General features: G+C 71.4%; 18 protein-coding genes and 3 pseudogenes. 14 read left to right on the top strand and 7 right to left on the bottom strand.

Features of this window, described 5'->3' with window-relative positions; translation table 11 throughout:
* Positions 1–80: 80 nt before the first annotated feature.
* Positions 81–821, bottom strand: coding sequence for a class I SAM-dependent methyltransferase (locus ENC19_RS19825; RefSeq protein ID WP_164448612.1), 741 nt, complete (start codon positions 819–821; stop codon positions 81–83).
* Positions 822–911: 90 nt separating this feature from the next.
* On the opposite strand from ENC19_RS19825, the gene lysS reads away from it, so the two are divergent.
* The 4 genes from lysS (at position 912) to ENC19_RS19805 (ending at position 6,839) form a co-directional block, all read left to right on the top strand.
* Positions 912–2,420 carry a lysine--tRNA ligase gene (lysS, locus tag ENC19_RS19820; RefSeq protein WP_164448611.1) on the top strand — a complete coding sequence of 503 codons (1,509 nt, stop codon included), beginning with the start codon at positions 912–914 and terminating at the stop codon, positions 2,418–2,420.
* 112 nt (positions 2,421–2,532) lie between these two features.
* Positions 2,533–2,883, top strand: coding sequence for a histone-like nucleoid-structuring protein Lsr2 (locus tag ENC19_RS19815; protein ID WP_093409819.1), 351 nt, complete (start codon positions 2,533–2,535; stop codon positions 2,881–2,883).
* Between the two features lie 428 nt (positions 2,884–3,311).
* Positions 3,312–5,846 carry an ATP-dependent Clp protease ATP-binding subunit gene (locus ENC19_RS19810; protein ID WP_164448681.1) on the top strand — a complete coding sequence of 845 codons (2,535 nt, stop codon included), beginning with the start codon at positions 3,312–3,314 and terminating at the stop codon, positions 5,844–5,846.
* A gap of 339 nt (positions 5,847–6,185) precedes the next feature.
* Entirely contained in the window at positions 6,186–6,839 is a 654-nt protein-coding gene (locus ENC19_RS19805; protein WP_164448680.1) for a C39 family peptidase, read from the top strand.
* A gap of 49 nt (positions 6,840–6,888) precedes the next feature.
* Here ENC19_RS19805 and ENC19_RS19800 read toward each other — a convergent pair whose 3' ends face one another.
* Positions 6,889–7,791, bottom strand: coding sequence for an A/G-specific adenine glycosylase (locus ENC19_RS19800; RefSeq protein WP_164448610.1), 903 nt, complete (start codon positions 7,789–7,791; stop codon positions 6,889–6,891).
* Positions 7,792–7,886: 95 nt separating this feature from the next.
* Between ENC19_RS19800 and ENC19_RS19795 the strand changes: the two genes are divergently transcribed.
* From ENC19_RS19795 to ENC19_RS19785, 3 genes are all read left to right on the top strand, one after another.
* A complete protein-coding gene (locus ENC19_RS19795) occupies positions 7,887–8,399 on the top strand; it encodes a glycine cleavage system protein R (protein ID WP_164448609.1) in 513 nt (170 codons plus the stop codon).
* On the top strand, positions 8,396–8,989 hold the full coding sequence (locus tag ENC19_RS19790) for a peptide deformylase (protein ID WP_164448608.1): 594 nt from the start codon (positions 8,396–8,398) through the stop codon (positions 8,987–8,989). Before ENC19_RS19795 ends, ENC19_RS19790 begins: the two co-directional genes overlap by 4 nt.
* A gap of 137 nt (positions 8,990–9,126) precedes the next feature.
* The gene (locus ENC19_RS19785) at positions 9,127–9,864 is read left to right on the top strand and encodes a hypothetical protein (RefSeq protein WP_164448607.1); all 738 of its coding nucleotides are present in this window, start codon (positions 9,127–9,129) and stop codon (positions 9,862–9,864) included.
* 63 nt (positions 9,865–9,927) lie between these two features.
* Here ENC19_RS19785 and disA read toward each other — a convergent pair whose 3' ends face one another.
* From disA to ENC19_RS19765, 4 genes are all read right to left on the bottom strand, one after another.
* Positions 9,928–11,106, bottom strand: a complete 1,179-nt coding sequence (gene disA / locus ENC19_RS19780; protein WP_164448606.1) for a DNA integrity scanning diadenylate cyclase DisA — start codon at positions 11,104–11,106, stop codon at positions 9,928–9,930.
* Positions 11,107–11,203: 97 nt separating this feature from the next.
* The gene (radA, locus tag ENC19_RS19775; protein ID WP_166458810.1) at positions 11,204–12,700 is read right to left on the bottom strand and encodes a DNA repair protein RadA; all 1,497 of its coding nucleotides are present in this window, start codon (positions 12,698–12,700) and stop codon (positions 11,204–11,206) included.
* 72 nt (positions 12,701–12,772) lie between these two features.
* Positions 12,773–13,510 (bottom strand): hypothetical protein, encoded by a 738-nt coding sequence (locus tag ENC19_RS19770; protein WP_164448605.1) that lies wholly within the window; start codon positions 13,508–13,510, stop codon positions 12,773–12,775.
* A 138-nt stretch (positions 13,511–13,648) separates the two neighbouring features.
* The gene (locus ENC19_RS19765) at positions 13,649–14,488 is read right to left on the bottom strand and encodes a UbiA family prenyltransferase (protein WP_164448604.1); all 840 of its coding nucleotides are present in this window, start codon (positions 14,486–14,488) and stop codon (positions 13,649–13,651) included.
* A 46-nt stretch (positions 14,489–14,534) separates the two neighbouring features.
* Here ENC19_RS19765 and ENC19_RS19760 point away from each other — a divergent pair.
* From ENC19_RS19760 to ENC19_RS19745, 4 genes and pseudogenes are all read left to right on the top strand, one after another.
* Positions 14,535–15,270 (top strand): annotated as a pseudogene (locus tag ENC19_RS19760) (methyltransferase domain-containing protein).
* Positions 15,271–15,330: 60 nt separating this feature from the next.
* Positions 15,331–16,487: pseudogene (locus ENC19_RS19755) on the top strand (acyl-CoA dehydrogenase family protein).
* Positions 16,488–16,579: 92 nt separating this feature from the next.
* A complete protein-coding gene (locus tag ENC19_RS19750; RefSeq protein ID WP_164448603.1) occupies positions 16,580–17,629 on the top strand; it encodes a type III polyketide synthase in 1,050 nt (349 codons plus the stop codon).
* Between the two features lie 26 nt (positions 17,630–17,655).
* Positions 17,656–18,255, top strand: a complete 600-nt coding sequence (locus ENC19_RS19745; RefSeq protein ID WP_164448602.1) for a hypothetical protein — start codon at positions 17,656–17,658, stop codon at positions 18,253–18,255.
* Positions 18,256–18,289: 34 nt separating this feature from the next.
* On the opposite strand, the pseudogene ENC19_RS19740 reads toward ENC19_RS19745, so the two are convergent.
* Positions 18,290–18,960, bottom strand: a pseudogene (locus tag ENC19_RS19740) (hypothetical protein).
* 372 nt (positions 18,961–19,332) lie between these two features.
* Here ENC19_RS19740 and ENC19_RS19735 point away from each other — a divergent pair.
* Genes ENC19_RS19735 through ispF form a run of 3 tightly spaced genes read left to right on the top strand, consistent with a single transcriptional unit; the run spans position 19,333 to position 21,069 of the window.
* Positions 19,333–19,818, top strand: a complete 486-nt coding sequence (locus tag ENC19_RS19735) for a CarD family transcriptional regulator (protein ID WP_007073334.1) — start codon at positions 19,333–19,335, stop codon at positions 19,816–19,818.
* A 56-nt stretch (positions 19,819–19,874) separates the two neighbouring features.
* Positions 19,875–20,570 carry a 2-C-methyl-D-erythritol 4-phosphate cytidylyltransferase gene (gene ispD / locus ENC19_RS19730; RefSeq protein ID WP_164448601.1) on the top strand — a complete coding sequence of 232 codons (696 nt, stop codon included), beginning with the start codon at positions 19,875–19,877 and terminating at the stop codon, positions 20,568–20,570.
* 16 nt (positions 20,571–20,586) lie between these two features.
* Positions 20,587–21,069, top strand: coding sequence for a 2-C-methyl-D-erythritol 2,4-cyclodiphosphate synthase (ispF, locus tag ENC19_RS19725; RefSeq protein WP_164448600.1), 483 nt, complete (start codon positions 20,587–20,589; stop codon positions 21,067–21,069).
* The last annotated feature ends 2 nt before the right edge of the window (positions 21,070–21,071 follow it).

Raw genomic sequence — 21,071 nt, 5'->3', positions numbered from 1 at the left:
TCCCGGTGGGGCGGTGGGTCTGAGGTGGCAGGGCTTGTCGCGCCTGTTGCGGTTGCGGAGTTGGGTCCGTGCGTCGGTGTTCAGGTTCTTCGGGCGCGGGCTACGAGGGTGGTGTACGGGAGGGTGATGGCCTGCTGGTCGGCCAGGTCGGGGTGGGTGTGTAGGAGGGTGCGGACCTGGTGGTCGACCTCGGCTCGGCGGGCGGGGGTGGCGGTGAGGTAGTGGGAGCGGGTGCGGACCAGGCCGAGCAGCTCGTCGGGGGTCAGCGTGGTGGCGTGGGTGAATTCGGCCCACTCGGGGGCGGTGAACAAGTCGCCGAAGTCGGTCACGCTCTGCCGTAGGTGTTCGACGGTGTCGCCGATCTCGGCGATCCGGCTCAGCTCGACCACCCAGCCGCACGAGTCGTCCCGCAGGTTCCACAGCGGCGCGAAGACCCCGCCGGGGCGCAGTACCCGGGCGATCTCCGCGTGTGCCCGTGGCCGGTCGAACCAGTGGTACGCCTGGCCGGTGAGGACGGCGTCGGCGAACCCGCCGGGCAGCGGCATCGCCTCGGCGCTACCGGCCAGCGCGCGCACGTCGGAGCCGACCGACGTCAGGTGGGTCCGCATGCCGGGGTCGGGCTCGACGGCGGTCACCCGGTGCCCCAGGGCGAGCAGTCCACGGGCCAGGATGCCGGTACCGGCAGCCAGATCGACAAGCCGCGCGGGGGCGTCGATGCCGTCGAGCGCCCACCGCAGCGCCGCCTGTGGATAGCGGGGACGGTAGCGGTCGTAGTCGGCGGCGGCGGTGCCGAAGGAGAGGGCCTGGGTGGGGTCGGTCATGACCGGCAGGCTATCCAGTAACGGTCGCCGGGGCGTTTGAGTACGCTCGGGCCTGACCCCGCCCGAATTCTCCCGCCGAGGAAGCGTGCCGTGACCCAACAGAGCCCCGTGCCAGTCGACCCCGCCGACGACCTTCCCGAGCAGATGAAGGTCCGCCGGGAGAAGCGGGACCGGATGCTCGCCGACGGTGTGCAGCCCTATCCGGTCGGCTACCCGCGTACCAGCACCCTGAGCCAACTGCGCGAGCGTTACCGGGAGCTGCCGACGGACACCGCCACCGGCGACCGGGTCTCGGTCACCGGCCGGGTGATCTTCGTGCGGAACACCGGCAAGCTCTGCTTCGCCACCCTGCGCGATGGTGACGGCACCGAACTGCAGGCGATGCTGTCGCTGGACCGGGTCGGCGCGGATCGGCTGGAAGCCTGGAAGCGCCTGGTGGACCTGGGTGACCACGTCGGGGTCACCGGTGAGGTGATCACCAGCCGCCGGGGTGAGTTGTCGGTGCTGGCCGAGGAGTGGGCGGTCACCGCCAAGGCGTTGCGCCCGCTGCCGGTGGCGCACAAGCCGCTCAGCGAGGAAGCCCGGGTCCGGCAGCGCTACGTCGACCTGGTCGTCCGTCCGCAGGCGCGGCAGATGGTCCGTACCCGGGCGACGGCGTTGCGGAGTCTGCGCGATTCGCTGCACGGCGAGGGTTACCTTGAGGTCGAGACCCCGATGTTGCAGTTGCTGCACGGGGGTGCGGCGGCCCGTCCTTTCGTGACCCACAGCAATGCGCTCAACACGGATCTGTATCTCCGAATCGCGCCGGAACTGTTTTTGAAGCGCGCTGTCGTCGGCGGCGTCGAGCGGGTCTTCGAGATCAACCGCAACTTCCGTAATGAGGGCATCGACTCTTCGCACTCGCCCGAGTTCGCCATGCTGGAGGCGTACGAGGCGTACGGCGACTACGACACGATGGCCGAGTTGACCCGTAATCTCGTCCAGCGGGCGGCGATCGCGGTCTCCGGATCGACGGTGGTCACCCACGCCGACGGTCGGGAGTTCGACCTCGGCGGTGAGTGGCGTTCGGTCACCCTCTTCGGTGTGCTTTCCGAGGCGCTGGGCGAGGAGGTCACGGTCCACACCGAGCAGGCGCGCCTGGTCGAGTACGCCGACAAGGTGGGCCTGGCCGTCGACCCGAAGTGGGGGCCGGGCAAACTGGCCGAGGAGCTGTTCGAGGAACTTGTCGTACCCGGCCTTGAGGCGCCGACCTTCGTGCGGGACTACCCGGAGGAGACGAGCCCGCTGACCCGGGCGCACCGCAGCGAGCCGGGCCTGGCCGAGAAGTGGGACCTGTACGTGCTCGGGTTCGAGCTGGGGACCGCGTACTCCGAGCTGGTCGACCCGGTGGTGCAGCGGGAACGGCTGGTGGCTCAGGCCCAACTGGCCGCCCGGGGCGACGACGAGGCGATGCGACTGGACGAGGACTTTCTCCGGGCGATGGAGTACGGAATGCCGCCGGCCGGTGGCATGGGAATGGGAATCGACCGGCTCCTGATGGCGCTGACCGGCCTGGGAATTCGGGAAACCATCCTCTTCCCGTTGGTCCGCCCTGAGTAGTCGTACGAGAACTTACCGCCTCGTTACCGCATCCTATTGACGCGACAAGCATCTGGCGGGTTATTGTGCTTGTGCAGTTGGCAGGAGCAACCCTGCTCGAAAGGAATGTGGCGTGGCCAAGCAGATCATTCACAAGCTGGTCGATGACCTGGACGGCGGGGACGCGGACGAGACCGTCAAGTTCGCGCTCGACGGTGTTCAGTACGAGATCGACCTGTCAGGTTCGAACGCAGAGAAATTGCGCGAGGTATTCGCCCCGTACATCGCCCACGGCACGAAGGTCGGTCGCGGCGGTGTGGTCGTCGGTGGTCGGGCCGCCCGTGGTCGCGGTGGTGCCACCGCCGACCGTGAGCAGAACAAGGCCATTCGGGCCTGGGCGCGCAAGGCCGGCAAGGACATCTCGGACCGGGGCCGGATCCCGCAGGAGATCGTCGACGAATACCACTCGAAGGCCGGTCACTGAGACCAGGCACCACGAGCGGCCATGACGCCGGTCCGGAGAAGCTCTCCGGGCCGGCGTCGGCGTCGGCGGGACTAATCGGGGCATGCCGCGCGTTGTCCACAGCCGGTGGATGTCTTGTCCACAACCTGTGGATGATGCCGTCCCCGGTCGGGGCGCCCCCGTGCGGCGTTCCCGGCGGTCCCGGCGACCGGGCCGAATTTCGCTCTGCGCGTACACAGACCATGCCCGGAACACCCGTTGAGCGTGGATGGTTGTGCAAAACGACGCGTACCGGGCCTACGACGCAGACACACGAGGTCAGCCGAGTCGGCTCGCGGCGATAGAGTAATGAGGCGCGGACGCCCGTCCCGGGCGCTCGCGTATCCGGCCCCGCCGAGAGTCTTGACCACCAAGATCGAGTGCGCACGGCACGTGAGGAGCACGAGGGCATGTTCGAGCGGTTCACCGACCGAGCGCGACGGGTTGTCGTCCTGGCCCAGGAAGAGGCCCGGATGCTCAACCACAACTACATCGGTACGGAACACATCCTGTTGGGCCTGATCCACGAGGGTGAGGGCGTCGCGGCCAAGGCCCTGGAGAGCCTCGGGATCTCCCTGGAGGGCGTCCGCCAGCAGGTGGAGGAGATCATCGGCCAGGGTCAGCAGGCGCCGAGCGGGCACATCCCGTTCACGCCGCGGGCCAAGAAGGTGCTGGAGCTGTCGCTGCGCGAGGCGCTGCAGCTCGGCCACAACTACATCGGCACGGAGCACATCCTGCTCGGGCTGATCCGTGAGGGCGAGGGCGTCGCCGCCCAGGTGCTGGTCAAGCTCGGTGCCGACCTGAACCGGGTCCGCCAGCAGGTGATCCAGCTGCTCTCCGGCTACCAGGGCAAGGAGCCTGCCGCGGCGGGTACCGCGCCGGGCGAGGCCGCGCCGTCGACCAGCCTGGTGCTGGACCAGTTCGGCCGGAACCTGACCCAGGCGGCCCGGGAGGGCAAGCTCGACCCGGTCATCGGGCGGGAGAAGGAGATCGAGCGGGTGATGCAGGTGCTCTCCCGCCGGACGAAGAACAACCCGGTCCTGATCGGTGAGCCCGGTGTCGGTAAGACCGCCGTGGTGGAGGGCCTGTCCCAGAAGATCATCAAGGGCGAGGTGCCCGAGACGCTGAAGGACAAGCAGCTCTACACGCTCGACCTGGGTGCGCTGGTGGCCGGTTCCCGCTACCGCGGTGACTTCGAGGAGCGCCTGAAGAAGGTGCTCAAGGAGATCCGCACCCGGGGCGACATCATCCTGTTCATCGACGAGATCCACACCCTGGTCGGCGCGGGTGCCGCCGAGGGCGCGATAGACGCGGCGAGCATCCTCAAGCCGATGCTGGCCCGTGGCGAGCTGCAGACCATCGGCGCGACCACGCTCGACGAGTACCGCAAGCACCTGGAGAAGGACGCCGCGTTGGAGCGGCGCTTCCAGCCGATCCAGGTCGGTGAGCCGTCGCTGGCGCACACCATCGAGATCCTGAAGGGTCTGCGGGACCGGTACGAGGCGCACCACCGTGTGTCGATCACCGACGCGGCGCTGGTGGCCGCGGCGACGCTGGCCGACCGGTACATCTCCGACCGCTTCCTGCCGGACAAGGCGATCGACCTCATCGACGAGGCCGGTGCCCGGATGCGGATCCGTCGGATGACCGCGCCGCCGGACCTGCGTGACTTCGACGAGCGGATCGCGCAGGTGCGCCGCGACAAGGAGTCCGCGATCGACGCGCAGGACTTCGAGCGCGCCGCGCAGCTGCGGGACAAGGAGAAGCAGCTGCTGGGCCAGAAGGCGCAGCGGGAGAAGGAGTGGAAGGCCGGTGACCTGGACGTCGTCAGCGAGGTCGACGACGAGCAGATCGCCGAGGTGCTGGGCAACTGGACGGGCATCCCGGTCTACAAGCTGACCGAGGAGGAGACCTCTCGCCTGCTGCGCATGGAGGACGAGCTGCACAAGCGCGTCATCGGCCAGGAGGACGCGGTCAAGGCGGTCTCGAAGGCGATCCGGCGTACCCGGGCCGGCCTGAAGGACCCGAAGCGTCCGTCGGGCTCGTTCATCTTCGCCGGCCCGTCCGGCGTGGGTAAGACCGAGCTGTCCAAGGCACTCGCGGAGTTCCTGTTCGGCAGCGAGGACGCCCTGATCCAGCTGGACATGTCCGAGTTCCACGACCGGTACACGGTCTCCCGGCTGGTGGGTGCCCCGCCCGGCTACGTCGGCTACGACGAGGGTGGGCAGCTGACCGAGAAGGTGCGGCGTCGGCCGTTCAGCGTGGTGCTCTTCGACGAGATCGAGAAGGCCCACCCGGACGTGTTCAACACGCTCCTGCAGATCCTGGAGGACGGTCGGCTCACCGATGGTCAGGGTCGGATCGTTGACTTCAAGAACACGGTCATCATCCTGACCACCAACCTGGGCACCCGGGACGTCGCGAAGGCGGTCTCCCTGGGCTTCCAGGCGTCGGAGGACTCGGAGTCCAACTACGACCGGATGAAGCAGAAGGTCAACGACGAGCTCAAGCAGCACTTCCGGCCCGAGTTCCTGAACCGGATCGACGACACCATCGTCTTCCACCAGCTGCGTCAGACCGAGATCCTGTCGATCGTCGACATCATGATCTCCCGCATCGAGACCCAGTTGCGGAACAAGGACATGGGCCTGGAGTTGACCGACAACGCCAAGAAGTACCTCGCGGCGAAGGGCTTCGACCCGGTGCTGGGGGCACGTCCGCTGCGTCGCACCATCCAGCGCGACATCGAGGACAACCTGTCCGAGCGGATCCTGTTCAACGAGCTGACCCCGGGTCAGATCGTGTTGGTGGACTGCGAGGGCGACCCGAACGACATCGACAAGTCCAAGCTCGTCTTCAAGGGGTCCGACCGCCCGGTGGAGGTGCCGGACGCCGTACCGGCCGACCTCGGCGGCAGGACGGCCGCTGCGGGCGCGGACGAGTAGGTTCGTCAGCCGAAGCGACGGCGGCCCGGTGGCGGATGCCACCGGGCCGCCGTCGTCTGTGCGGGTGCGGAGGCATCCGCCCATCCGGTCCGTTCATCCGTTTGTGGGTGTTTGTCGTGACGGCGGTCACGGTTTGCCGGGGCATGGACCGGTCCGCTAGGCGGTTGTACGCAGGAGTAACCGCGACGACCGGCTGGTAGGGCCGACCCGGAAATGCCGGGCCTGCCCAGGTCGTTGCGAATCCGGAGCAGGCGTGTGCCGCGCCGCCTCCAGCCGACGCGGTACTCGCAACCTCCCATCTCCTGGTGTCGTGTCGATCCCCCGAGACGGAAGGCAACGATCATGACTGGTCCGATCCGTAAGGCTGCCCTGACCGCCGCCGGTGCCGTCTGCGCCGGTGGGATGATCGCCGGTCCGGTGGGCGCGAACGCCGCTCCGCCGAGTTCCGACCCACTGGCCGCCGTGACCGAGCGGGGACACGGCAAGGGTGAGCGGCAGTTGAAGGTGCGTTACGAGGCCCAGCCGAACTTCTACTACTGCGGTCCGGCCGCGGTGCGTAACACCCTGAGCATCCTGAACAAGGACGTCTCCCAGGACGACCTGGCCCGCGAGATGGGCACCACCGAGCGGGGCACCGACTCGGCCTTCCTGATCACCGAGGCGCTCAACCGGAAGGCCGGCAAGGATGTCTACCGCACGGTGGAGATCCCCGGTCAGGCCGCTGGCCGGGCCGAGACCGACCGGCTGCGGGAGGACGTCGTCCGCGCCGTCGACAGCGGGCGGGGCGTCGTGGCGAACGTCGTGGGCACCGCCACCGACCTCGACGGGGGCAGCCACACCTTCGACGGCGGCCACTACATCGCGGTGACCGGCTACCGCGACGGCGGCGACCAGATGAAGATCGCTGACTCGGCCGACGCCAGCCGGCCCGAGTACTGGATCAGCACCGACGTGCTGGCCGACTGGATCGCCAGCCGAGGCTATTCCGCCTGATCCACCGCCGACACCGAGGGCCGGCCCCGATGGGGTCGGCCCTCGGTACTCAGCCAGCCACCGGTGCTGGAGGGCCGTCGCCGACCAACCGGAACGACGTCGCACCGATCGGCTCGACCAGGCCATCGTCGACAAGTCCGGCCAGTGCCCGCGCCCGCTGTACGTCGTCGGCCCACACCTGGTCCAGGCGTTGGTGCGGCACCGGCCCGCTGGCCTCCCGGAGCACGCCGAGCAGCAGGCCGCGTACCTGGCGGTCGGTCCCGGCGTACCGCTGTGGTCGGCGGGTCGGACCGGCTGGAGCGGGGCGGCCCGCAGCCCGCCACGCGCAGGTCGACTCGACCGGGCACACCCCGCAGCGAGGCGACCGGGCGGTGCAGACGACCGCCCCCAACTCCATGAAGGCGGCGCTGGCCAGGGCGGCTGCGGCCGGTTCGGCGGGCAGCAGTTCCTCGGTGGCGACCAGATCGGCCGGGCGGGTGGTCGGGCCGGCATCCGGTTCACCGGCCACCGCCCGGCAAACCACCCGGCGTACGTTGGTGTCGACCACCGGGTGACGCTGGCCGTACGCGAAGGCGGCGACCGCCCGGGCGGTGTACGTACCGACGCCGGGCAGGGCGAGCAGCTGTTCCAGCCGGTCCGGCACCGCACCGCCGTGCCGCTCCACGATGGCCACCGCGCACTCGTGCAGCCGGACCGCGCGACGGGGATAACCGAGCCGTCCCCACATCCGGATCGCCTCGGCCGGGCTCGACCCGGCCAGGGCGGCCGGTGTCGGCCAGCGCTCCAGCCACGCCTGCCAGGCGGGCACCACCCGGGCGACCGGGGTCTGCTGAAGCATGACCTCGCTCACCAGGATCGCCCAGGGGTCCGCCTCGGGCCTGCGCCAGGGCAGGTCCCGCGCGTGCTGCTCGTACCACCGGCTCACCCGGCCGGCGAAGGTGGGTTCTGTCATCGCGTCGCCGATGATGTCACGCGTTACGGTCCCGCCGTTCGGACGGTCGGGCGGGCCGACCACGACGACGGGTGCCGATCGGGCAGAATGCCCGGATGAACGAGCTTGCGATCACCGTCATCGGCCGGGACCGGCCCGGCATCGTGGCTGACGTCGCCGAGGTGCTCGCCCGGCTCGGAGCCAACCTCACCGACAGCACCATGACCCGTCTGCGGGGACATTTCGCGATGACCCTGATCTGCGTCGGCCCGGCCGCCGCCGAGGTCGAGACCGCGCTGGCGGCGCTGGCCGCCGACGGCCAACTGCTGGCGACGGTACGCGAAGTGACGCCGGACGGTGAGACCGCGCCCGCCGGCGAACCGTACGTGATGGCGGTGCACGGTGCCGACCGGATGGGCATCGTGGCCGCGATGACCCGGACGCTGGCCGAGGCCGGTGGCAACGTCACCGATCTGAGCACCCGCCTGGCGGGGACGCTCTACGTGGTGGTGGCCGAGGTGGAACTACCCCCCGGTGTGGCCGACGCGCTCACCGGCCGGCTGGCGGAGGTGGCCGCCGGTCTCGGGGTCGAGGTGACTCTCCGACCTGCCGAACCGGACGTCCTGTGAGCGGCACATCGGACGCGCCGAACCGGGAGGCGCAGCCCGACGCGTACGTGGGCCTGGGTGACTGGGTTCCCGAGGCGGTCGGCACCGGCCGCGTCATCCCGGTGCTCTGCGCACCGGACCCGGTGCTCAGCCGGCCCGGAGGCGAGGTCGACCCGACCGCCGGTGAGACGGTGCGACTCGCCGCCGATCTGATCGCGACCATGCGGGTGTCGCCGGGCTGTGTGGGCCTGGCCGCCCCGCAGGTCGGGGTGAGCGCGCAGATCTTCGCGGTGGACGTCACCGGGCATCCCAAGACGGTCACCGGGCATGGCGTCTTCGTGCTCTGCAACGCCCGGGTGGTCGAGGCCACCCGCTGGAAGGCGGGTCGGGAAGGGTGCATGTCGGTGCCGGACCTGACCGGTGACGTGAAACGGGCGAGCCGGCTGGTCGTGGAGGGTGCGCTGCCCGGCAGTGGTGAGACCGTACGCCTGGCGACGGACGGTTTCGAGGCCCGCGCACTGCAGCACGAGATCGATCATTGCGCCGGCCTGCTGTTCCTGGATCGGGTGGCCGGCGCGCACGCGATCTACCAGCGCAAGGTCTACCTCTGAGTCGGGTCGGACGGTCGCCCTGAGTGACTGCCGCCGGTGCGAACCGTCGTGAATGGAGGGTCGGATCCGATGGCACGGGTGAGCCTCGGCGCGTCGCTGCCGTCCGCCGCACCGGCCGCCGCTACGGTGGGGTCATCATGCGTCTGACGGTCGGCCCCCTGCCTCCCACCGTGTACTGGCGGCGTCGCGCCGTCGTGCTCGGTGCGGTGCTGCTTTTCCTGATTGTCCTGTTCTACTCGTGCAACGGGCCCACCGGGGGCAACGACGCGACCGGTGACGGCAAGCCCGAGCCGGGCGTGGCGACCGGCACGCCGGATCCGACCGGGTCGGTGCTGACCCCGCAGACCGGGTCGCCGCCGTCCGGTGACGCCGGGGCCGACCCCGCCGATCCAGCGGGCGAGACCGCCGACGCGGGGGACGAGCCGGAGAACGAACCGAGCCTCAGCAATGACCCGCCGGCGGTTGATCCCGTCGTGGACGAGGGCAACTGTGCGGACACCGAACTTTCGGTGACCGCCGTCGCGCAGCCGGCGGAGGCCGCCTCGGGGGCGTCCGTCGCACTGAGTTTGAAGATCCGTAACCGGTCCGACCGGACGTGCAGCCGGGACGTCGGCGCGACCGCCCAGGAGTTGTACATCAAGGCCGGTGCCGAGGTGATCTGGTCCTCGGACACCTGTGGCACGGCCACCGGGTCGGACGTGCAGTCCTTCACCCCGGGCTTCGAACGCTCCTACCAGGTCAACTGGAACGGCAGGGACAGCAGCCGGTGCGCCAACGGCGTGGCGAACGGGCCGGTGGCGCAAGCCGGACGGTACGAGGTCTTCGCCCGGGTGGGCACCAAGCTGAGCCAACCCGCGAAGCTCGTCGTCAGCTAGCCGGCACTCGGGTCGACCTGCCGGTCCACCGGCGCTGCCTCGACTCGTTCGGGTGAGACGTGGCTAGACGTAGCGTTCCAGGATGGACGCCTCGGCCAGCCGCGACAGCCCTTCGCGTACGCCGCGGGCTCGTGCGTCACCGACGCCGTCGACCGCCTGCAGGTCCTCCACTGTGGCGCCCAGCAACCGTTGCAGGCTGCCGAAGTGCAGCACCAGTCGGTCGACCACGGCCACCGGAAGCCGGGGGACCTTGGCCAGCAGCCGGAAGCCGCGCGGGCTGACCGCGGCGTCCAGCGCGTCCGAGGCCGCCGGATAGCCGATCGCCTTGGCGACCGAGACCAGATCGATCAGCTCGGTGGCACTCAGCAGGTCCAGCTCGACGAGCGCCTCGTCGAGGGTCCGGGGCTTGCGACCGGTGGGCAGGTAGTCCCGGATGACGAGGGTGCGATCGGCATCCACGCCGGCCATCAACTCGTCAAGCTGGAGGGCCAGCAACCGCCCGTCGGTGCCCAACTCGACCACGTAACCGGCGATCTCGTCGGCGATTCGGCGGACCATCTCCAGCCGCTGCATCACCGCCACCGCGTCACGCACGGTGACCAGATCCTCGATCTCCAGGGCGGAGAGTGTGCCGGACACCTCGTCGAGGCGGAGCTTGTACCGCTCAAGCGTGGCGAGTGCCTGATTCGCCCGGGAGAGGATCGCCGCCGAGTCGTCGAGCACGTGACGCTGACCGTTGACGTAGAGGCTGATGATGCGCATGGACTGGCTGACCGAGATCACCGGGTAGCCAGTCTGCCGGGCGACCCGTTCGGCGGTGCGGTGCCGGGTGCCGGACTCCTCGGTCGGGATGGTGGGATCGGGCATGAGGTGCACGGCCGCCCGCACGATCCTTGTGCCGTCGCTGGAGAGCACGACCGCGCCGTCCATCTTGCAGAGCTCCCGGACCCGGGTCGCGGAGAACTCGACGTCCAGCGGAAAGCCGCCCGTGCAGAGCCCCTCGACCACCTTGTCGTAGCCGAGGACGATCAGCGCGCCCGTACGACCCCGCAGGATCCGCTCCAACCCGTCGCGCAGCGCGGTGCCGGGTGCCATCAGGGCCAGGTTCGCGCGCAGCGGATCGCCGGCGACGCCGCCCCCCGTCACGCTCACGCTGATGGGTCGGGCGGGCGAGCCCACCGCAGCGGTGCGGGCGTGGGGCGTCGCGCCGGCTGGCTTGGTGGTATCGCGGTCGATCGGCACGGGCACAGTCTACGGACTGCCCTGCGGTGGGTGCTCTCGCGGTTACTGTGATGTGTCACGATTCCGCCCGCCCTGCCCGACCCGCCCGGTGGCCGGCTCACTCCGCCGACGCCCGCGCCGCGGCTTGCAACGCCGAACGGACGTCGGTGACCTCGATCACGCGCATCTGCTCCGGCCCGGCACCGGTGCTGGTGGGTCCGCAGCCGGGCGGCACGAGGGCCAGCCGGAAACCGAGCCGGGCCGCCTCCGCCAGTCGGCGCGGTACCGCGCCCACCCGCCGCACCTCGCCGGTGAGGCCGACCTCACCGATCGCCACCAGGTGCGGTGCGATCGCCAGGTTGAGCCCGCCGGAGGCGACGGCGAGGGCGACCGCGAGGTCGGCGGCGGGTTCCACCACCCGGATGCCGCCCACGGTGGCCGCGAAGACCTCCCGGTCGTGCAGGGTGAGCCGTTCGGTACGGCGCTGGAGCACCGCGAGCACCATCGCCAGCCGGGCGGAGTCCAGCCCCGAGACGGTACGGCGGGGCGAGCCCGCCACCGTGGCCCCGATCAGCGCCTGAACCTCGGTGAGCAGTGCCCGTCGTCCCTCCATCGCCACCGTCACGCAGGTGCCCGGGACCGGCTCGGAGTAACGGGTCAGGAACAGCCCGGAGGGATCGGCGAGGCTGCTGATGCCGCCCTCGTGCATCTCGAAGCAGCCGACCTCGTCAGCGGCACCGAACCGGTTCTTGACGCCGCGCACCATCCGCAGTGAGGAGTGCTTGTCGCCTTCGAAGTGCAGCACCACGTCGACCAGGTGCTCCAGCACCCGGGGTCCGGCGACCTGGCCGTCCTTGGTGACGTGCCCGACCAGCACGGTGGCGACCCCGCGTCCCTTGGCGACCGCGACCAGGGCGGCGGTGACCGCCCGGACCTGGGTCACCCCGCCCGGTACGCCCTCGGTGCCGGTGGTGGAGATGGTCTGCACCGAGTCGAGGACGAGCAGGCCCGGCTTGACCGCGTCGAGGTGACCGAGCACCGCCGCGAGGTCGCTCTCGGCCGCCAGGAAGAGCTGGTCGTGCAGGGTGCCCATCCGCTCCGCCCGCAGCCGTACCTGGCTGACCGACTCCTCACCGCTGACCACCAGCGAGGGGCTGCCCGCTCCGGCGGCCCACTGTTGGGCGACGTCGAGCAGCAGGGTGGACTTGCCCACCCCCGGCTCCCCGGCGAGCAGCACCACGGCACCGGGCACCAGACCACCACCGAGGACCCGATCCAGCTCGCCGACCCCGGTCGGTCGGGCCCGGGCCGGTGCCGCGCTGATGGTGGCGATGGGCCGGGCCGGCTCGGCGGGCACCCGGGAACTCACCACGCGGCCCGAGACGGTCGGGCCGGTGACCGTGCACTCGACCACGGAGCCCCACTCGCCGCACTCGGGACAGCGTCCCACCCATTTCGGTGGCTGATGTCCGCAGGCGTCGCACTCGTACGCGGGCCGGGGCTCGCGAGCGGCGGCGCGGCTTCGCGAGCCGGTGCCCGCCCGGGACGGGGTCGATCGGGAGATGCTCACCCGAGCGACGCTAACCCCCGGGTACGACGACGGCACCGTCGGCATGGCCGCACCACGCCGACGGTGCCGTCGGGACGTACCTGGATCAGCTCGGTCGGCGTGGCTGGCCCGCCGTGCTCAGTGGCCGCCTTCGCCCTCGTACTCGGTGTGCCGCTCGATGACCGGCGACGGCTGCGGCAGCGGCGAGAGCGGCACGGCGATCGGCGCCGGGCTGGTGACCGTCTCGCCGCCGAAGTCGAAGGTCAGCGTGGCGCTCTGGCCGGCGAGCAGGGTCTCGTTCAGCCCGAGCAGTTGAAGCACCTGCTCACCCTCGGTGTTGAGCTGCACGTAGCTCAGCGGAGGGATCTCGATCCGGGCGGGCCCGGACTCGGGTGACCCGGTCGGGCTCGGCGACGGGGAGTCGTCCGGTGCGGGAGAGTTGTCCGGCGAGGCGGAGTTGTCCGGCGAGGGGGATCCCTCGGGAGACTGCTCCGGCGAGGGGGAGGCCGTCGGCGACGGCGAGCCGGTGGGCGACGGGTTGGTCGCGGCGGCGACCGTGGTGAGCACCACCTCCCGGGCGTCCGGCGAGGTGACCGTGACCGTGACCGGATCCGGCGAGTCGTTGTAGAGGACGACGTTGAGCAGAGCGTCGTCGCCGGCCTGATAGCCCTCGACACCGGGGTAGGCCAGCGCGGCGGCGCGAACGGCGTACCGCCCGTCGCCGGCCTCGAGGTTGACGCCCTGGATCGACGGGACCTTGTTGGCCGTCTCGGAGATCTGGCCGGCGCCGCATCCGGACAGCAGCAGCCCGGCTGCCGCCGCGATCCCGGGCAGCAGCACGGCAGCCCGCCGGGAACCCCTGATCGAGCGCCTCACGTCGGTCCTCCTCGTCACGATCACACCGGCTCGCCGGCCGGAACCGCTGGCCATGCCCGCGCAGACCGGGCTCCAGGGTAGTTGGCGCTGATCGTGGGCCGCACGCCGACCCGGTGCGGCCAGCCGTCGAGGCGGACCTCAGACCAACCGACCGTTCGTGACCAGCAGTACGACGTCGATCAGGGCGACCAGCAGCACCGCGCGGAAGGCAGCCACCGGCCGGGCTTCGGCGTGCTCGCCGGTCCGGCCGGCGTACCAGGCCACGATGAAGATCACGACGGTGGCGGCGACCGCCGCGAGACCCACGCCGGTCGGCGGTCCGGGTGGCCCGAGCACGAGCGTGACGGTCGCCGCGATCAGCAGCGCCACAGCGGCCGCCCGGCTGCCCGTCGCGCCGAGCCGGTGCGGCAGCCCACGGACTCCGGTCCGGGCGTCGTCGGCGAAGTCGGGCAGCACGTTCGCGAAGTGGGCACCCGCGCCGAGCAGGGCCGCCGCGACGACCAGCCAGGCCGGGGGTGGTGGAGCGTCGGGCAGGGCCAGCACCACGAAGGCGGGCAGCGCGCCGAAGGAGACCGCGTACGGCAGCACCGAGATCGGGGTGGACTTCAGCGGCCAGTCGTAGAGCAGCGCCGAGACCAGGGCGACCACGGCGCAGAGCGCCGCCGCCGGGTTCGTGGTCAGGGCCAGTGCCACGGTCGCGGTGGCGGCCACGGCGGCGGCGACCGCGACGGTACGCCGGCCGAGCGCACCGGAGGCCAACGGTTTGTCGGCGCGCCCGACCATCGTGTCGCGGTCGGCGTCGAGCAGGTCGTTGGTCCATCCGACGGTGAACTGGCTGGCCGCCACGGTGAGCACCACCGCGACGACGCCGCCGGGTGGATGCCCGACACCGACGGCGAGCAGGCCGGCCACTGTGGTGACCGCCGCGGTCGGCTCCGGATGGCTTGCTCTGACCAGCCCTAACACCGTCGACGACATAACGGAAGTCTGGTCGTTACCGGGGAGTCGTGCCACGCTCGTTGCCATGCGTGACGCCGGCCTCGTGCTGCCCCGCAACGATCCGCGCCAGTACGACGACCTGGCGGACGAATGGTGGCGGCCGGACGGGGTGTTCGCCATGCTGCACTGGCTGGCCCGGGCGCGGGCCGCGCTGGTGCCCCGGCGGCGCGACCCGGCGCGGTCCTGGTCGACCTCGGCTGCGGGGCCGGGCTGCTCGCCCCACACCTGGCCGGCAAGGGTTACCGGCATGTGGGGTGGACCTGACCCGCTCGGCGCTGGCCCAGGCGGCGGCGCACGGCGTGACGGTGGTGAACGGCGACGCGACGGCCGTGCCGCTGGTGGACGGCTGCGCCGACGTGGTCGCCGCCGGAGAGCTGCTGGAGCACGTCCCGGACTGGCGTGCGGCGGTGGCCGAGGCGTGCCGACTGCTGCGCCCCGGTGGTCTGCTGGTGCTGGACACCCTCAACGACACCGCGCTGGCCCGGCTGGTCGCCGTCCGCATCGCCGAGCGCCTGCCCACCGTGCCGCGCGGCATCCACGACCCTCGGTTGTTCGTCGACGACCGCGAGTTGGTCGCCGAGTGTGCCCGGCACGGCGTCGACCTGCGGGTCCGTGGTGTCCGGCCCGGGGTGCCGGGGCTGCTGCGGTGGCTGCTGAGGCAGGTGACGGGCGTGGCGACACCGACCGGTCAGGCACCACGCATCGTGCCGACCGGGTCGAGGGCGGTGCTCTACCAGGGTCACGGGCTGCGCGACGGATAGCTGATCCAGGTGAGGGTATGGCAATGTCCGAAGAGGGGGTTCCATCCATGACCGAGCGCAGTGGAGCGCCGGCGGGCCCGGCGGCTGGCGCCCCGGCTGGCGGCGCGGGCCGCACACACGACCGGGACGGCTCGTTCCCGGTGGACGACTTCGCCGACCTGCGCGAGGCGGGGCTGTTCGGACTGATGGTCCCGGCCGAGCTGGGTGGCGCCGGTGCCACCTTCGCCGGGTACGCGGCGGTCGCCACCGAACTGGCCCGCGGTAACGGCGCCACCGCCCTGGTGTTCAACATGCACGCCTCGGTGACCGGTGCGCTCGGCGCGGTCACCGAGGAACTGGCCGAGGCGCTCGGCGTACCGGCGGAGGCGCTGGCCGCCCGCGACCGGCTGCTACGCGCGGCGGCCGACGGGGCCTGGTACGCGGTCGCGATGAGCGAGCGGGGCGCCGGTGCCCGGCTGTCCCAGCTCGCCACGGTCTACGAACCGGTCGACGGCGGCTGGCGGATCAAGGGCAGCAAGACCTTCTGCTCCGGTGCCGGCCACGCCGACGGCTACCTGGTGGCGGCCCGGAGCGCCGCCGACCCGTCCGTGGTCTCGCAGTTTCTGGTTCCGGCCGGGGAAGGGCTCACCGTCGAGCCGACCTGGGACGCTCTCGGCATGCGCGCCACCGCCTCGCACGACCTGCACCTCGACGTGACCGTCGGGACCGACCGGCTGCTCGGCGGGGTCGAGGGGCTGGCCCTGGTGGTGGCCCAGCTCATGCCGCACTGGCTGGTGGCCAGCTATGCGGCCGTCTACGTGGGGGTGGCCCGGGCGTCGATCGACGCGGCGGCGGAACACCTGAACACCCGTAACCTCGCCGGCCTGCCGGCGGTACGCGCCCGGCTCGGTCGTGCCGACGCCGCAGTGGCGGCGGCGGAACTGGTGGTCGCCGAGGCGGCCCGACGGGTCGACGACGCACCGGGTGACGAGGAGACCAACCGGTGGGTGTGGCGGGCCAAGCTGCTGGCCGGCACCACCGCGGCGGAGGTGGCCGCGTCCATGCTGGAGGCGGCCGGCACCTCCGCCACCCGACGGGGCCATCCACTGGAACGCCTGTACCGCGACGCTCGCTGCGGGTCGCTGCACCCGGCGACCTCCGACGTCTGTGCCGACTGGCTCGGCATTGCCGCGCTTGGCGGTGACCCGGACCGGGACGGATCGAGTCCTCGTTGGTGAGCGTGAGGGAATGAGCTTGTGGGCCTGGCGGTCGTGGACCGGCGCGTGGTCGGCAGGCGTGAGATGTGAGCTTGCGAGAGGAAGGTGGGACCGTGTCCGTACCGGTTATCGCGGGCCTGGGCACGGCCCATCCGCCCTCGGCCGACCAGCAGGAGTTGTGGGAGAAGTTCTTTTCCCAGCATTTCTCCGGCTCGACCCGGGCCCTGGCCGAGCGGATCTTCGCGCACTCCGGGGTGACCCGGCGGCAGGCGGCAGTCAACCCGTTGCTTGAGGACGTCTCCGACTGGCCGACCGAGCGACGGATGCTCCGTTACCAGGTCGAGGCGTTACCGCTGGGCAAGGAGGCGGTCGGCCGGGCGTTGACCGCCGCCGGACTGGACGCCCGTGACGTCGGCCTCTTCGTCGTGTGCTCGTGCACCGGGTACGCCACCCCTGGGCTGGACATCCTGCTCGCCCGGGATCTGGGCATGGCCGCGACGACCCAGCGGATGTTCGTCGGTCACATGGGCTGCTACGCGGCGCTGCCGGGGCTGGGTGCGGTGGGTGACTTCGTCACCGCCCGGGGCCGGCCCGCACTGCTGCTCTGCGCCGAGTTGACCAGCCTGCACCTGCAGCCCTCCTCGGCCCGGATGGACACCCAGCAGATCGTCTCCCACGCGCTCTTCTCCGACGCCGCGGTCGCCGCGGTGGTCGTTCCCGGTGGGCGGGGGTACGCCGTACGTGAGGTCGCCTCGGTGACCGACACCTCCACCGCCGACCACATGACCTGGGAGGTGACCGACACCGGTTTCCGGATGGGGTTGTCACCGAAGGTGCCGCAGGTGCTGTCGAGGCACGTCCGGGGGCTGGTCGACGAGGTGCTGGCCCGGCACGGCACCCACCGGTCGGAGGTGGACGGTTGGGCCGTGCACCCGGGCGGCCCGCGCATCCTCAACGTGGTGGAGCGTGAGCTGGGACTGGCACCGGCGGCGTTGGCGGCGTCCCGGGAGACGCTCGACGAGCACGGCAACTGTTCCTCGCCGACGGTGCTGTTGATCCTCGACCGCCTGTTCCGGTCGGCACCGGCACCGCGCCGCGTGGTGATGCTGGCCTTCGGGCCTGGCCTGACCCTCTACGCCGCCCTGCTGGAACGTCACGCCTGACCAGTCGACGGAGTTACTCTTCAAGGATGGACGTCGATGCCATCCCCCAGCTGCGCGGAGCACTGTTGGCCGCCGTCGGGGTGGGGGTGCTGACCCTCGGCGGCTGGTGGTGGCAGGCGCAGGCACCGCAGGCGCGAAGCGACACGGGTCTCGTGCCGGGCGGGTCGTCGTCCGTCACGTACTGGCGGGAGAACCCGGTCACCGGTGCCGTGGTGCCCGAGCCGGCGTCCTCGATGGTGATCGACCCGAGTACCGGAGCGGTGGTCGGCACGGACGGCCCACCGGTGGACGGCACCGTCACGAGTTCCGCCGTCGCGGACGGCTGGCGGGGCGCGAACGACCTGGTCTGGACCGAGTCGGCGCGGATCAGCTCCGGCGGCGCGGTGCTTCGGCAGACCCGGATGGAGCGCGGTGAGCGGCACCTGTTGTGGCTGCGCTGCACCGGCCCGGGTGAGCTGCTGGTGGCCGTCAGCGGGGCCCGGTCAGCGGCACCGATGACGATGGGCTGCGACGGTGGGCAGGTCCTGATGGAACTCACCGGCACCGGCGCAGCGGCCCGGTTGTCGTTCTCGCCGGCCGGGTCGCAGCCGGTCCAGATCGAGGCCCGGCTGGTCGTCCTCACCTGAGCAGTCCCGGCGGGGGCCTGGGCGCAGGGCGGGATCAATCGGCCAGTCGGGACAGTTCGGCGTGGTGGTCGGCGATCGAGGTGACCTCGGGTACCACCAGGGTGATCCGGCCGGTGCGGTCGGCGAGCACGGCCGTCACGCCGTGCTGACCGGCCGGCAGGTGCAGGAAGGCGCGTAGGCCGCCGGCCGGATCGGCGAGTGGTCGCACCGGTGTTCCCGGCGGTGCTGCCCGTGGCTGGGCAACCGCCACGGTGACCACGTTCACCCCCGGCGGCACCGCGGTCGCCGCTTCGGTCACCTGCTCCGGGCAGGCGCAACCGTCCACCAGCAGCACCACGACCGGCAGCAGTCCGCGTAGCGGCACCGGTGACTGCCCGCCGTCGACCAGGTCGAGCGCGGGCAGTTGGCGTCCGGCCAGCTGCGCTTGCGCCGGGTCGGGGTGCCGGTGGCCGGTCCGGTCCGGCTGGCCCGGGGCCAGGTGACAGCGGCCAGGCCGGCGATGGTGGTCAGGACGGCGACGATCAGTACGAGCACCGGGCCGGCGGGCGGACGCCAGCGGCGGCGGTCCGCAGCCGCCCGCCGCAGCTCGCGACGGACCTGTTCGGCCTCGTCGGCCAGGGCGGCCAGATCGTCCGGGATGACCACCCGGCCCCACTCCGGCGGCAGGTCGGGCAGCCCGGGACCATCGGCGTCAGCCTTGCCCATTACGACCCCCTGGAACCTCGTGGGTGCGCGGACGCGGCACTCCTCAAGCGTCCCGCACCGGGCCGGGTACCGCTACCGCTGCCCGCGTCCGGCTGCGGCGGGATATCATGGAACGGGTGCGTAGCCCTTGATCTCCAGCGGGTGTGTCGCAGAGCCTCGGCGCTTGTTCTCCCGGATCTCCACCTCCACGACGGTGGTGTCCGGGGGTCATCCCAAAGTTACGCAACGTGTTCGAATCATCGTCTGGATGGTCTGTCAAGCCGAAGAAATACCTCTCACAGGGCCCCTGAGCTGCGCCAACGGTCAGGACAGCGGTGAGACATCGGTGCCTGAGCGTGTTACCCTAGACACAGCGAAAGGGGTTTCGAACCTATGGTTTTCAGTGTCGGCGAGACCGTTGTTTACCCCCACCACGGGGCCGCACTCATCGAGGCAATCGAGACTCGGGTCATCAAGGGCGAGCCTAAGCAGTACCTCGTCCTGAGGGTCGCGCAGGGTGACCTGACGGTCCGGGTACCGGCCGAGAACGCCGAGATCGTGGGTGTGCGCGAGGTGGTTGGCGAAGAGGGCCTCGGCAAGGTCTTCGACGTTCTCCGGGCTCCGCACACCGAGGAGCCGACCAACTGGTCGCGGCGTTACAAGGCGAATCTGGAGAAGCTGGCCTCTGGCAACCCGCTGAAGGTGGCCGAGGTCGTCCGCGACCTGTGGCGTCGCGAGCGGGAGCGAGGGCTGTCCGCGGGTGAGAAGCGCATGCTCGCCAAGGCCCGCGACATTCTGGTCGGCGAGGTCGCGCTGGCCGAGAAGAGCACCAAGGACGAGGCGGAGACGTTGCTCGACAAGGTGCTGACGGAGGCCTAGTCCGCACCGCATCGTCGTACCCGATTCGTAGCGAACAAACCGTCGAGGACCGCGACGTGACCGCGCAGCTCAACCCGTGCGGTGACGTCGCGGTCCTCGTGCCTGCGGCCGGTGCCGGCGTACGCCTCGGGCCCGGTCGACCGAAGGCACTTCGGCTGCTGGCCGGTGAGCCGCTGCTGGTGCACGCGGTCCGTCGGCTGGCCGAAGCCCCCTCGGTGCACAGCATCGTGGTGGCCGCGCCGGCGGCGGAGGTGGCGGCCGTGCGGGAACTGCTCGCACCGGTCGCTCCGGTGACCGTGGTGCCCGGTGGCGCGGAACGGCAGGCCTCGGTGGCTGCCGCGCTCGCCGCGGTACCCGCCGGTCCGGAGATCGTCCTGGTGCATGACGCGGCCCGAGCGCTCACCCCGCCCGCGCTGGTGGAGTCGGTGGCCGCGGCGGTCCGGGCAGGTCACCACGCCGTGATCCCGGTGCTGCCGGTCGTCGACACGATCAAGGAGGTCGACGCGGACGAGATGGTGCTGGGCACCGTCGACCGGGCCGCGTTACGCGCCGTGCAGACTCCCCAGGGATTCCGCCGGGCGGTGCTGACCGCCGCCCACGCCGCCGCCGGCGACGCCCTCACCGACGACGCGGGGCTGGTGGAGAAGCAGGGCTTGGCGGTGCACTGCGTGCCCGGTTCGGAGCACGCTCTGAAGATCACCAGACCGTTCGACCTGGCGCTGGCCGAGCACCTGCTGGCGACCGGGCGGTAGCGCGTACCCTCGGCTCATGATCGTTCCTCGGGTGGCCATCGGGACCGACGTGCACGCCTTCGAGGCCGGTCGGCCCTGCTGGGTGGCCGGTCTGCACTGGCCGGGGCAGGACGGCCTGGCCGGGCACTCGGACGCCGACGTCGCCGCCCACGCCGCCTGCAACGCCCTGCTCTCCGCCGCCGGCCTGGGCGATCTCGGCGCCAACTTCGGCGTCGGGCAGCCCGAGTGGGCCGGGGCCAGCGGGGTGGCCCTGCTCACCGAGACGGCCCGTCGGGTCCGCGCCGCCGGATTCGCCATCGGCAACGTGTCCGTGCAGGTGGTGGGGGTCCGTCCGAAGATCGGCCCACGCCGGGACGAGGCCCAGCGGGTGCTGTCGGAGGCGGTCGGCGCGCCGGTCACGGTCTCCGCCGCAACCACCGACGGCCTGGGCTTCACCGGGCGCGGTGAGGGACTCGCCGGGATCGCGGTCGCCCTGGTGTACGAGCAGCCGAGCGCCTAGGC

The organism is Verrucosispora sioxanthis, assembly GCF_010560025.1.
Lineage (GTDB): Bacteria > Actinomycetota > Actinomycetes > Mycobacteriales > Micromonosporaceae > Micromonospora > Micromonospora palythoicola.
This window is presented reverse-complemented; position numbering and strand designations above follow the sequence as displayed.

Excerpts from the sequence above, each read along its gene's own strand:
- ENC19_RS19825 (WP_164448612.1), bottom strand. The coding sequence starts at position 821 with ATGACCGACCCCACCCAGGCCCTCTCCTTCGGCACCGCCGCCGCCGAC.
- ENC19_RS19810 (WP_164448681.1), top strand. The coding sequence starts at position 3,312 with ATGTTCGAGCGGTTCACCGACCGAGCGCGACGGGTTGTCGTCCTGGCC.
- ENC19_RS19800 (WP_164448610.1), bottom strand. The coding sequence starts at position 7,791 with ATGACAGAACCCACCTTCGCCGGCCGGGTGAGCCGGTGGTACGAGCAG.
- ENC19_RS19795 (WP_164448609.1), top strand. The coding sequence starts at position 7,887 with ATGAACGAGCTTGCGATCACCGTCATCGGCCGGGACCGGCCCGGCATC.
- ENC19_RS19785 (WP_164448607.1), top strand. The coding sequence starts at position 9,127 with ATGCGTCTGACGGTCGGCCCCCTGCCTCCCACCGTGTACTGGCGGCGT.
- radA (WP_166458810.1), bottom strand. The coding sequence starts at position 12,700 with ATGCCGACGGTGCCGTCGTCGTACCCGGGGGTTAGCGTCGCTCGGGTG.
- ENC19_RS19765 (WP_164448604.1), bottom strand. The coding sequence starts at position 14,488 with ATGTCGTCGACGGTGTTAGGGCTGGTCAGAGCAAGCCATCCGGAGCCG.
- ENC19_RS19745 (WP_164448602.1), top strand. The coding sequence starts at position 17,656 with ATGGACGTCGATGCCATCCCCCAGCTGCGCGGAGCACTGTTGGCCGCC.
- ENC19_RS19735 (WP_007073334.1), top strand. The coding sequence starts at position 19,333 with ATGGTTTTCAGTGTCGGCGAGACCGTTGTTTACCCCCACCACGGGGCC.
- ispF (WP_164448600.1), top strand. The coding sequence starts at position 20,587 with ATGATCGTTCCTCGGGTGGCCATCGGGACCGACGTGCACGCCTTCGAG.